The following is a 13100-nucleotide window of genomic DNA, read 5'->3' on the forward strand; positions in this document are numbered from 1 at the left end:
ACGGGCTACCCGCGTGCTCGTTCCACACCCATTGGCCGATCGATCCATCGCTTGGCTACAATGTTGCACTGGGATGCACTTGGGAATCGAGTGACGAAAACGCTTGGGGCTGGAACACAGGACTGACCGATGGCGTGTGGGGCAACCGCAATCCTCAATGCTTCGCCACAGGGGTTAGTGATGAGTTCCCGAAATCGGTCACGATCGATCTAAAAAAGACGCAAACGATCAATCTTGTCCGCTTTGGTGTTCCCGAGGTGGGATCGACCAAAACCGTGGCAATCTCGGTTAGCGAGGATGGAAAAACGTTTCAACAGGTCGGCTCGCATTCGTTTGGACAAGGCAAAGCCGAACGGGCCGTGATCGAGTTTGATGACAGCACGGCGAGATTTGTCCGGCTTACCTACCTCGACCATCATTCCAGCTTGGTTGGCGGCTACAACAACACGTTCGCCTTCACCAGCGAAGTGGAAGTCTATCGAGCGCAATAGTTTGAGTATCCTGTGTTGCCGCGTTCACAAAATGGGAAGGACTAAAGTCAATGGCGTCCTCGATTCGTGTCTTCGCGTTGCTCAGCGGTTTGATTGCCATCGTAATCGCGGCGAATTCGCTCGCGATGGCACAGCCCACACCACCGTCGACCGACGATCAGGTGAGCCTGTTTCATTTGCCCGACGGCTTTGAAATTCAACTCGTATTGAGTGATCCCGACATCGGGCAACCAATGAACTTGAATTTCGATGCGCGAGGGCGTCTGTGGTTGACGCATTCTGTCGAATATCCCTATCCGGCACATAGCGAAGGAGTCGAGCCAGACCGCGGGAAATTTGCTGGCGGCGGCAACAACCCGCCACGTGATCGTTTGACGGTCGTTGAGATTGGACCTCGAGGATCTGCCCAGCAAATCACTCACTTTGCCAGCGGGCTAAACATTCCGATCGGCAATGTCCCGCTGGATGATGGCAGCGAAGCACTGGTTTATGCCATCCCTTCGATCTTTCACGTCGTCGATGATAATCACGACGGACAATCCGATGCGATCACGACGCGGTACACGCGATTTGGAAACATCGACGTCCATGGTAACGCAAGCTCCTTCACCCGAGGAATTGACGGTTGGATTTATGGTTGCCACGGTTTTTCAAACCACAGTGAAGTCAGCGACGCCAGCGGGAATGTGGTGAAACTGCATTCAGGAAATACGTATCGGTTTCGCGACGACGGATCGCACTTTGAACTGTGGACAGCAGGCCAAGTGAACCCGTTTGGAATGACGTTTGATCCGTTGGGAAACCTGTTCAATTCCGACTGCCATTCCAAGCCGGTCTATCAACTGCTGCGTGGCGCTACGTATCCGCAATTTAGTGGCAATCCGCCGCCGATCGGATATGGCCCGACGATGATCGATCACCAACATGGGTCCACTGGAATTTGCGGCCCCGCGTATTACGCTGCCGAGCATTTCCCCGAGAAATTTCGCGACAATCTTTTTATCTGTAACCCCGTCACCGGACGAGTTCATCGCGATCAATTGACGCGGGTAGGATCGACCTTGCTGTGTCAAACGCAGCCTGATTTCATTACCAGCAACGATCCCTGGTTTCGTCCCGTTGATGCGATTGTCGGACCCGACGGAGCACTTTACATCGCCGATTTTTGCAACTTGGTGATTGGACATTACGAGGCGCCGCTGGACCATCCTGATCGCGACCGGACCCACGGTCGAGTTTGGCGAGTCGTTTACCAAGGCGATGCGACGACGCCGGTCCAGCTGAGTCCGACGGATTTGACGCAACTGTCTGCAAATGAACTTGTCGATCGATTGTCCGACCCGAATTTGCAAGTACGAACGCTGGCGACGAGTCTCTTGGTCGATCGTGCCAACCAAGAATCACTCGGCTTAGTCCGCGACGCGGTCGAGTCAAGCAACACGGCGACCGCTCGGGCTCATGGCTTATGGGTACTCGAGCGGACAAAATCCCTCGACGACGAAACGCTTAAACGACTTGCCCACGATCCGGCTGCGATCGTTCGAATTCACTTAATGAAAATGCTGGCCGAGCGAATTGAATGGACCGCCACCGAGTCGTCGCTGGCTCGAGCCGCATTGCACGACAGCGACGCGTTTGTTCAACGTGCCGCCGTCGATGCATTGGGGCGACATCCCGCTTGCGACAATGTCAAAGCGATACTGCAGACGTGGGCAACGACACCGGCCGACGACACCCATTTGCATCACACACTTCGGTTGTCACTTCGCGATCACCTTCTCAGCAAACAGGTCATCACGGGGTTACCACTCGAATCGATCGAGGACGATCTTCGCGAGCGATTGATCGAGGTGTCGGCGGTGACCGACGGGGATCATGCCGCAGGGCTGAGTCTAACGTTGCTGGAGACCACAACAAATCCGGAAGCGTGGGCCGATCGTATCGCCACCCAAATCGGCAACCATGGAACCGACGACCAAGTTGCAAAATTGTTCTCGATCACAAAGCAGCGAATCGCCAGCGATGCAAACTCCCAATTTCAGATCCTGGAGGCGGTTGCCAATGGAATGCAGCATCGCGGTAAATCACTCGATCAATCCGAACCGCTCCGCGTTTGGTGGTCCGAGATCGCCGCAGAATTGCTTGGTCAAATCGCAGCGAGTCCCTCGCACTGGGCCAATCATCAAGTTCCCGGGATCACAGCGTCTGAATCGCCGTGGGGAATTCGTCAGCGAAAATCGGCTGACGGAAATTCGCAAGCGTTGTTTTGGGACAGCATCTCTGCTGGCGAAAGCTTGACCGGCATCTTGCGAAGTCCACCGTTCACGGTTCCCACGCAAATTCAGTTTTGGATGTGTGGGCACAACGGGATCCTCGGTTCGCCTGACACCCAAAAGAACTTGGTCCGGTTAGTCGATCTCGAATCGGGCCAGACGATTGCGAAACAATCGCCACCGCGAAGCGATGTTGCCGTGCAGTACACGTGGGACTTGACGGAACACGCTGGCCGCACCGCTGTTATTGAAATTGTTGACGCAGACCAAGCTGATGCTTACGCCTGGGTCGCCGTCGGACGAATCGAACCTGCGGTCGTGACCATCAGCGAAGACAAATTCAGTGACCGGATCGTCGAATTGGCGGGTGAGTTTGGATTGACCGAACATGCTGCCGTGGTCGCATCACTTGCCTGCGACGCAAATCAATCGCCAAAGATTCGCAAACAAGCCATGACAAGTTCGCTGCGGTTAAGCGACGAAGCCTCGATCGTCCCGATCTTGAATGGCATTTTGACCGACAGTAGCGAAACGAACGAACTTCGCGTTGCTGCAGCCGAGTCACTCGCGAATCTTGGCAGCGAAGTGTCACACCACTCACTTGCTGGCGGTTTGGAAACGTCTCCGCACGAACTTCAGCGAGCCATCTCCGCAGGACTCGCTCGAAAATCGTTCGGTATTGAATTGCTGCTTTCCCACATTTCGCTCGGCAAGGCGTCGCCTCGATTGTTAAAAGACGTTCGCATCTCTGAATTGATTCAGCGGAATGCAACATCCGAGCAAAAAAAACGAATCGCCGAACTCACACGCGACCTGCCGCCTGAGGATAAAAAAACGACTCAGCTGCTGGTCCAGCTGCGTGAAAGAATGGGAGATGATTTTTCGACCGACGGGGCTACCGAGGGCGAAGCTCTCTTTAAACAGCAATGCGCCACATGTCACCAGATTGCAGGGCAGGGTGGTGTCGTCGGCCCGCAGCTCGATGGCGTTGGCAACCGAGGTGTCGAGCGGTTGCTCGAAGACGTCGTCGATCCGAATCGAAATGTCGATGTGGCGTTCCGGATGACTCAAATCCTCACGCTTGATGGCAACATCGTGACCGGATTGCTGCGGCGTGAAGAGGGCGGTCGGGTGGTGATCGCGGACCAAACCGGCAAGGAATTCTCGCTCGCAACCGACAGTATTGAACAGCGTAAAGACTCGACCGAGTCGCTGATGCCCGCAAATTTTGCGGAAACGATGACGGCTCAGCAGATCCAGCGTGTCGTCGCCTTCTTGCTGACTCAACAATCCGCGACCGAGGCCACGGGCGAATGAGTAAAACGGGCGATTGAGCCGATATTTGGGGCAAAACGAGGCCTGCGTTGGTGGGGTGCGGTTGCCAATTGGTGCAGGGACAATAGGCTAGGCCTTAGTTCCGCCGGTCCGCTCGATTGACAAACGTCTGGGCGACTTTCGCTACCAGATCTGCCCCCGTTCCCCCTGTTCGCACTTGATCCCCATGTCTCACTCGCTTGATCCGCTCGTCCGTTTGATGCAAACGCTGCAAGAACGCGCTGAAAATCGGCCCGCAGGCTCGTACACGACGAAGCTGCTCGACGGGGGGCCCGAGAAAATCGGCAAGAAAATTCGTGAAGAAGCCGAAGAAATGATCGAGGCGGCAAGCGAGGAAGGCGACGCCGGACGCGAGCATTTTGTCTACGAAGCAGGCGATTTGATCTACCACGCCATGGTCTTATTGGCGTGGAAAGGGGTCGATCTAAGCGAAGTGGCCAATGAATTGGGCCGCCGCGAAGGAACATCGGGGCTTGTCGAAAAAGCGAGTCGCGGCAAAAACAGTGGCTCAAACGCCGAGTAATCACCTATCTAGAGCGCACAAGAAAGCAGAATCTTTTGGACACGGAAAACAATCTCCGAATCGGATTGCCTAGCAAAGGACGGCTCAGCGAAATTGCAGGCGATCTGCTCAATCAAGCCGGGCTGCGGTTTCGCCGCCAATCCCGTGGGCTATTCGCTCGAGTGGGCGGTTTGCCGATCGACTTGATCTTCCTGAGAACCGATGATATCCCGACGCTTTGTGCCGAAGGTGCGATCGACATGGGAATCACCGGCAGCGACCTCGTCGAAGAAGCCGGCGCCGATGTCCAACTGCGAATGAAATTAGGGGTCGGCCGCTGTCGACTCGCCGTCTGTGTTCCCGAAGATGCCCCGATCACGACAGCCGCGGAACTTAACGGCAAGCGAATTGCCACCAGTTTCCCTGCGATCACCCAGCGTTACTTGGCTGGATTTAATGCCGAAGCTCACCTCGTCTCGCTGACCGGCAGCGTCGAGGTGATGATCCAATTGGGCGTCGCCGACGCGATCGTCGATCTGGTCGAAACCGGCAGCACGCTGGCGGCAAATCGGCTTCGCATCCTCGACGAAATTGATTCCTACGAAACCGTGCTGATTCAAAACGACCAATGCCGCGACAAAGCGACCGCCGACCGCGTCGTTCGGCGACTCGAAGGGGTCGTGATCGCCCGAGATTACTCGCTGCTGGAATACAATATTCTCCGGGCCAAACTGGCCGACGCTGAAAAGATCACTCCCGGATTCAACTCGCCCACCGTTAACGCGCTCGAAGACAAAGATTGGTGCAGTGTCCGCGTGATGGTTCAGCGAAAACAGGTGATCGACGCGATGGAACAGCTCGAAAAGCTCGGTGCCTCGGCAATCTTTGAAACCACGCTGTCCAACTGCCGATTGTAACGAAGAAAACCAACCACCACGCTTCACTCCTCTCTACACAGTTCTCCTACTGCTCATGTCCCAATCTAGCGAACTGCCGATCCAAATCGACGTCCAAACCGTTTCAGAAATGTTGAAACAAGGTGACGACTTCTTGTTGCTTGATGTTCGCGAAGCCAACGAATACGCGGTCGCCAAGATTACCGGCAGCACCTTGTTGCCGCTCAGTGAGATCGGATCTCGCGTGCACGAACTCGAAGAACACAAAGACCGCCGGATCGTCGTTCATTGCCATCACGGCGGCCGCAGTTTGCAAGTGACCGAAGCGCTGCGTAGTCGCGGCTTTACCAAGGTGCAAAACATGGATGGCGGGATCGATGTGTGGAGCCAACAGATCGACGCTTCGGTCAATCGCTACTAAACAATCTCAGCGTCATGATGCGGTCCGCCAAGCGTACCGAACTCCTTCGCAATTGCTAGCAAAATCAAACCACGCGGCCAGCATTCCACCCAAATCGCCCTGTTTACCAGGACCCTCAAATACCGCGTGAATTGCCCACTAAATGTCTCTTTACCGACAAGGGCTCAGGGGGTTATCATCGCCAGCATTAGTCGCGCAAAAGTGGTCTTGTCCAAGATGATTTGAATTTTTTTGAATCGTCCACTGGTGCAAACGCAAGACGCTTCGCGGTCGTTTTTTTGCACTTGTTCAAGGATTGAAGCAATGGGCGGAGTCCCCGTGCTACTGCTATTCGCTGCGATCGGAGTCACCTATGGTTGGCAACCCGATGGTGGTGGAGGTGTCGAGTACATCATCCAAGTCCCAGCTGATCAGATTGATCGACTGCAGGAATCGGGTGAGGTCAGCAGCGTCATCGACCCTCAGGTTCAAGGGCATGTCAGCCGCGTCGTGATCCGTGTGGGGAACCAACGCTTGCCTCGCGAGACGCCCTCTGCGATCTCGCAACTGCGTCACGAAGTTCCCGTCTCCGCCAATGGGACCAAGTCCGCGATCGTCGAAACTCAGACGCGGCGTGATCGCAATCAAAACGCTTTTGATGCCAGCGACGAACAACCGATTCCGATTCCGCAAATGACGGTGAACTCAGCGGTGCAGCCGATCCCCGGTTTGCTTGGTGCGCAAAACAAATTGGCCGGAATTCCTGCGAGCGGCCCAGCGGAAGCGATGATGAAGCCTGACGCGAGTCCCTCAGCCGCCGGTCCCGGGCTCAGTTTTCCCAGCTCGGCACTTCCTCAATCGCTACAAGAGGCAGCGGGAAACACCGCAGCCAACGTCCGTGACGGATTGAATGATGCTGCTCAAGATCTCGGCAACCGCACGCGTGGGGAACTTGACGCTGCAATGAATCGCGCCGCACAAAGTGCCGAGGATGCCGCCACCGGAATGGTCAACCGCGCCGGCAACGCCCTTCGCAATGGATTCGATTTTACAGCCGCCAGTGGCTCGAGTGGCAACAATAAACCGGCGGATGCTGTCGGCTCGCCCGACGCGAATCGATTCGATGTTCCATCGTTCACCGGAACTGACCCCAGTGGATCCAGCTCAGCGAATCGATCCCTCGCCAGTGGTCCCTCGACCGATCCGACAGACAGTCGTGAAATGGTTCGTGGTCGCGACAAAGATTGGCAAGACTTGAACCAGATGAACCTGCGATCCCAATCCAATATGTCGGGTGGTCCGTCAACCGATCCGGTGAGTAATCCCTCGACCGATCCACGCTCCATCACTGAGAATCGCAGCACCAATACTCCCTCCTCAGGACTCGGAACGTCGCCGACCTTTGGACGACTGCCCGATGCGCTGAACACCACTCGCCGGACCTCCGACGACACTGCCGCTCAACAGCGTGCTGCGCAAGAAAGGGCTGCACAGGAGCGAATTGCACAGGAAAGACTAGCACAAGAACGGGCGTTACAAGAGCAACAAGCTGCCTACCAACGTCAGCAATTCGAGCGTGAGCAGGCGGCGCGCGATCAGGCCGCACGTGAACAGGCGGCACGAGCGCAAGCCAACGCGAACAGTCCGATCCACAATCAAACCTCATCTCCGTATCCCTACGGCCAATCCACTCCATTGCCCTCGGCAGGGCAGAGCAGCAATTTTGCAAATACCGGTGCAAGTGCCCCGAACAGCCGAACGTACGGTCAATCGTTTCCTAACGACGACACCGCCGCGTCGGCGATCACAAACGCCACTACTGACCCTCGTCTTTCCAGCACGGACGCAGCCAAATTCCCCCCGGTGGATGGAGCTATGATGCCTATGGGCGTCCGATCGACCGCGACGGCAATGTACTGGATAGCTATGGCCGCGTCGTTCCAACACAATACACCAACACAACACGCCTCGCCGACCAATCCGCAGGCAACGCAGCGCCCCCTTCGCGGGTTCCGGACGGCTACGAGTCGAATGCCAACACCCCGGGTGCCAATCCTCCGCCACGCAACTCAGCGAACGCGGGTGGTACGGGTTCAGGCCAAACGTACGCGCCCCCGAATCGTGGCACCGGCGATGACGTTCGTTCTCCCTCGGACCTCGACCGTCGCTATAGCGATGCGGACGCTCGTGAAGCCGCACTGGCAGCCGAACGTGCCGCGTATTCACGCAACGCCGCGCCGGCTAAAACGGTCGCAGCTCAACCGCTGTTTAACGGCCTGCTGCTGATTTCGATTGTCGGCAATGTGTATCTTGCTTTCTGGCTGAAAAACCTGCGTCATCAGTTTCACGACTTGGTGGCGGCGAAGCGAATGAGTCAAAACTCTGGTGCTTCGGTGGGCTAATCCGGCACGTTTTTTCGGTTTTGCTCTTTCGCTAGCCTTCGGTAATTTGCTAACGATAGGTTCGAAGCCAAAAGATTTGGCTAGTTTTCTCGCGAAGGATTGCGACCCATGAAACCGTTTGGCGTACGACTTGCCGCTGGTGCGATTACGATTTTGCTCGGAGCTCTAGCAGCCGCGCAAGCCCAAAAAGACCGTAGCGATCGCCACGAATCCGACTGGAATTTGGCCGCCGCAGCCGCACCGGGCCAATTGCCGGCTCCGATCGTTGGTATCGAAGCCGAAACCACGGCCAATAGCGAAGCGAGTGATCCTGCCGCCGGTCCCAACAACCTACTCTCTGGCATGCCTGCGGGTCCGCTAGGCGAAGTCGCGCCGATCAGCGGCTCGGCGTCGTCCGATGCCGCCGCGAACTACGGTGGCGTGGCGCAAGTCCAGTACACCGAACCGGCAAATGGTCCTGCCAACTCGATGCCGCTGCCGAATTCACTCGGGGCAGGTCCCGTCGACACTCCCTCATTTGATGCCCCTTCGTTTGATGCCCCTTCGTTTGATGCTCCCTCGTTCGATGGCGCGGCTCCGCAGACACCAGACCCCACCGCCACGCCCGATGCTGCCAATTTCGAAGTACCAAGTTTTGATCCGCCCGCTGCGGATGCAGCCGCAGCCGAGCCGATGCCGACCACGGAAAACACTGGCTGGGGATTGCCAGCCGCAGTGATGGGGATCAACGAATCCGCTCCCGCTGATACCACAATACAAAATGACGCCGTGATGGCGATGGACGTTCCAACGTCTGACACTGACACCGGGGCTTCCGACGCGGGCGACAAGGGAGCCGCAACGACCGAATTGCCGACGGCCGCCGCGATGATGGCACCTGCCGATGAATCGCCAAGCTTCGCCAATCCCGCTGTAGCATCCGAACAACCTAGCAACATGCTTCGCGGTGACAATTCGCTTCGCGGTGAAGCTCCGGCGATGGCGTATGACAGCCCCGAATCGTTCCCTGCTCAAGTCCCTGCCCAAACCAACGCAGGCGACAACCAAGCTGCCGGCGTTGACGCTGCCCCGCAAGACGATTACGGACAACCTGCTGTTGCCGCACAAACGATGACACCCGCGGCCACCGCCGGCCCGCAGACGTCGCCTTCGTTTGGCACTGGCGCCGAAGCGAATGAAGGGCCCACGGGCTCGTTTGCCGGAAATGACCCCACAATCCCCAGTGGCCCGGCCGCCGCCAACGGTGCAGTGGCCCCTTACGGCCCAGCCGAATCGTACGGCCCTGCCGAATCATACGGGCAAACCGAATCCTATGGCCCTGCTGCCAATTACGGCCCTGCCGCAAACTACGGGCCTGCTGCAAACTATGGCCCCGCTACCAATGCGGCTCCGGCGGCGACGATGTCAGCCCCGCAAGCCTATCCCGCCGAAGCGCCGGCCTACAACGCTGGCGGCAACCTCGGCAACGAGCGAATCGCCTCGCGAACGCTGCAACCGGGCATGACGAATCCAGCCTCTGCGGCAGCAGTTCCTCAACAATTTGACGCCCCGATTGCGGCGCAACCGGTCCGCGTCAATCCAGCCGAAACGCTTGCCTCGCCTGGCGATCGCCGACTCGAAGGCGTCCAATCCCCAAGCATCGTGATCCAAAAACGGGCTCCGAGCGAAGTCAAAGTCGGCAAGCCTGCATCGTTTGTCATTCACGTTCAGAATGTTGGCTCGGTCGAAGCACTTGACGTCCAAGTTCATGACCGTGTCCCGCAAGGCATGCGGATGATCGATGCATCACCGGCTCCGCAACAACAAGGCGAAATCCTTGTTTGGGAACTCGGTGCGATGCCAGCCGGTGACGAACGCACCGTGACCATGCAATTGGTCCCCGAACAAGAAGGTGAACTCGGCAGTGTCGCTCGTGTGACTTTCGAAGCCGCCGCTTCAGTACGCACCATGAGCACTCGGCCTGAATTGAAAGTCGTACAGCACGCTCCCGAGCAAGTGCTGATTGGACAACAACTCGAAATCGAAGTCGAAGTTTCTAACCCGGGTACCGGAGCCGCCACAGGCGTGGTCGTTCAAGAAGATGTTCCCGATGGACTGGAACACCCCAAAGGCAAACAGCTCGACAACTTGCTGGGCGAATTAGCCCCCGGCGAAACTCGTCATCAAGTGCTGCGGATGCGAGCCGTTGCACCCGGAAGGATCCAAAACACTATTCGCTTGGTTGCCGACGATGGCTTGACCACCGAACATACCGTCAACGTCGAGGTGGTTGCTCCGGATATCCAAGTTGCTCTTTCGGGTCCGGCTCGCCGTTTCTTGGAACGCCCAGCCACCTACCAATTGGAAATCGTCAACAACGGTACTGCGGACGCAACGCATGTCGAAATCAAAGCACAACTCGATCGTGGGTTCACCTTTGTCAGCACCGACTTCGAAGGTCAATATGATCCCGCCCAACATGCCGTGTCGTGGTATCTGGAGAGTCTACCGACGGGCGGACGTGGCCAGGTTCCTTTGACACTGCTGCCAGTCGAAGAGGGCAATCGCAAGATCGTCCTGGATGCCCGAGCGGATCTGGGCGTGATCGCCAAGAGTGAAAGTTCGGTTACCGTCGAATCGCTTGCTGAGATGACATTCCAGATCACTGATTCGGCTGATCCGATCGAAGTGGGCGGTGAATCGATCTATGAAATCCGCGTCAAAAACAGTGGTTCGCGTGACGACAGCAACGTACGTGTTCAACTTCAATTGCCACCGGGCATCGAACGAATTGCCTCCGATGGTGACGCACAAGAAGACGGCCGTGGCGGCCTGTTCTTCGCTCCGAAACCGCTGCTCGCTGCCAACAGCGAATTGGTTTATCGCGTCCGAGTCCGCGGTGTCGCCGAAGGTACTCACATCGTCAAAGCGATCGTCACCAGCGATCAATCCGCCGTGCCTGTCACCAAAGAAGAGAGCACGATGGTGTACTCGGACCGCTAAGACCGGTTCGATTCGAACTCACGATTTAATGAAAGCCCCTGGTAACCGCAGGGGCTTTTTTCGTTGGAAGCTCGACTGAGCACGAGGTTGAACCGCTTGGGCGCTAGCCCCGGTTTCGGTGCGTACTTTTTGACGGGCGCATGTAACGGGACAACGAAACGGTGGCTAGCGCCAAAACCGCTAACGATCACGTTGGCCGTCTTGGGCGCTAGCCCCGGTTTCGGTGCACACTTTTTGACGGGCGTATGTCACGGGACAACGAAACGGTGGCTAGCGCCAAAACCGAACGCTGTGAAGCATTTTTTCGTAGCGAAACTCGCTGAGAGTTTCGGTTTTACTCGCACGGCCGAAAGTCTCTGCGACTTTCGCTACAGTAAATTCGCGTTTTCCTATACGAAGAAATTCTTCACAGCGTTGGCCAAAACCGCTAACGATCACGTTGGACGCTAGTGGCGGGGCAGGTGCGAACGATTTCAACGTAGCGGGGCGAGACGCAGAGAACCAGAATGTTGCTGGACGCCGCTCACCCGAGCATCGCTGAAGGCTCTGCTCGTCCTCTCCCTAAACTACGTTTTGGGAGAGGTGGCAACTAACGCGAACTGCCTTTCGGCTAGACTTGCAGGCAGTGGCGGTTGGCCATGCTGATGCCGCTGACGATCGCACCGACGATGCCAACGAAGCCTTGATCGGTGCCGCACAGAAAGACGTTGGGCAGGTGAGTCGTACCATCAAGCTGTTTGTCCGGCGCGCCGTAGACGGCACCGTTGTCGTGCCAGGTGAAGCGGCGAATCGTCTTGGGAGTGAAGACGTCGGTATCGACAACGTGACGACGGAAATCAGGCATGAAACGTACCGCTGATTCGATCGCCGCATCGTACTGGATGACCTTCTCGGCGCGGTACTTTGCCTCGGGCAACGCACACCAATGATCGTGATTGGCCAGCGTGGTGATTCGAATCACGCCTTCTGGCAATTCGCCTTCGTCGGCGTCGTAAACGTAGTTGTTCGGTGAACAGATCACACCGGTGCGGACATCACACAATCGGTCCTCAGGACGTTCCCAGTGGAATCGCTCGCTGTCGTTGTAGAACACAATCGTGCGATCAAACCCAATCTCCTTGGGCAATTTGTCCAGCACCGAAATCGACTCGATGAACGACAACTTGCCTGCGCGTGCCACGTCGACTTCGCTGATGTCATCACACATCCGCAACGTTTCGATATTGCCGGCAGACGATAAAATCCGCTTGCCTTCGATCACCGTACCGTCATCAAGCACGACGCCGACGGCGCGACCATTGTCGACATGAATTTTTGAAACCCCGCTGCGAAGTTTCAATTCGCCACCGAGTCCGCGAAATTTGCGGACCAGGTTCTTCAGGATCAAACGAACCCCTTTGTAGGGACGTCCAAAGCCTTCCAAATAGCAGGCGCGGAACATGATACAGAACTGACCAAAGTCCATGTCATTTTCGCGGGCGTTGCCATACCACATCAACGGGCAGAGCAACATTTCGATCAATAGCGGATCGGACAGATGAGTTGCCATCACCTCGCGAGCGGACCGCATAAAGCTAGGGTCGTCACCGTCCATATCGCTGTAATCCAGCAGCGCGGCACAGAGCGATCGAAAGCCATCGATTTGGCCTGGGAATTTTTCGGCAATCTCGTTTTCGAGCTGAGTGATGTCGTTGTCAAAATCCAGCGACATGTCGGGGAAACGGATCGAGGATCCGTTTTGCTCGGCCAACTTGAAATCTTCCCAACGAAAACGAAGCTGGCGAATCAACTTCGCCAACGGCCCCTTCTTGTCGCCTTT

Annotated in this window: 8 protein-coding genes; 7 read left to right on the top strand and 1 reads right to left on the bottom strand. The window is 56.6% G+C overall.

Features of this window, described 5'->3' with window-relative positions; all coding sequences use genetic code 11:
- From RMSM_RS20040 to RMSM_RS20070, 7 genes are all read left to right on the top strand, one after another.
- Nucleotides 1-491, top strand: a 491-nt coding sequence (locus tag RMSM_RS20040; protein ID WP_040768401.1) for a discoidin domain-containing protein, incomplete at its 5' end; no start/stop codon positions are given.
- A 50-nt stretch (nt 492-541) separates the two neighbouring features.
- On the top strand, nt 542-4081 hold the full coding sequence (locus RMSM_RS37160) for a DUF7133 domain-containing protein (protein ID WP_008700276.1): 3540 nt from the start codon (nt 542-544) through the stop codon (nt 4079-4081).
- Nucleotides 4082-4265: 184 nt separating this feature from the next.
- Nucleotides 4266-4622: a phosphoribosyl-ATP diphosphatase gene (locus tag RMSM_RS20050; RefSeq protein ID WP_008700278.1), complete on the top strand. Its 357-nt coding sequence runs from the start codon at nt 4266-4268 to the stop codon at nt 4620-4622.
- A gap of 35 nt (nt 4623-4657) precedes the next feature.
- Nucleotides 4658-5518 (top strand): ATP phosphoribosyltransferase, encoded by an 861-nt coding sequence (gene hisG / locus RMSM_RS20055; protein ID WP_008700280.1) that lies wholly within the window; start codon nt 4658-4660, stop codon nt 5516-5518.
- Between the two features lie 55 nt (nt 5519-5573).
- A complete protein-coding gene (locus RMSM_RS20060; RefSeq protein ID WP_008700282.1) occupies nt 5574-5918 on the top strand; it encodes a rhodanese-like domain-containing protein in 345 nt (114 codons plus the stop codon).
- 303 nt (nt 5919-6221) lie between these two features.
- A complete protein-coding gene (locus RMSM_RS20065) occupies nt 6222-8183 on the top strand; it encodes a mu-protocadherin (RefSeq protein WP_008700284.1) in 1962 nt (653 codons plus the stop codon).
- 224 nt (nt 8184-8407) lie between these two features.
- The gene (locus tag RMSM_RS20070; RefSeq protein ID WP_008700286.1) at nt 8408-11281 is read left to right on the top strand and encodes a DUF11 domain-containing protein; all 2874 of its coding nucleotides are present in this window, start codon (nt 8408-8410) and stop codon (nt 11279-11281) included.
- A 610-nt stretch (nt 11282-11891) separates the two neighbouring features.
- On the opposite strand, the gene RMSM_RS20080 is transcribed toward RMSM_RS20070, so the two are convergent.
- A partial coding sequence (locus RMSM_RS20080; RefSeq protein WP_040768405.1) for a phytoene desaturase family protein occupies nt 11892-13100 on the bottom strand: 1209 nt, incomplete at its 5' end.

Origin of the sequence: Rhodopirellula maiorica SM1, assembly GCF_000346295.1 — a bacterium.
Taxonomy (GTDB): domain Bacteria; phylum Planctomycetota; class Planctomycetia; order Pirellulales; family Pirellulaceae; genus Novipirellula; species Novipirellula maiorica.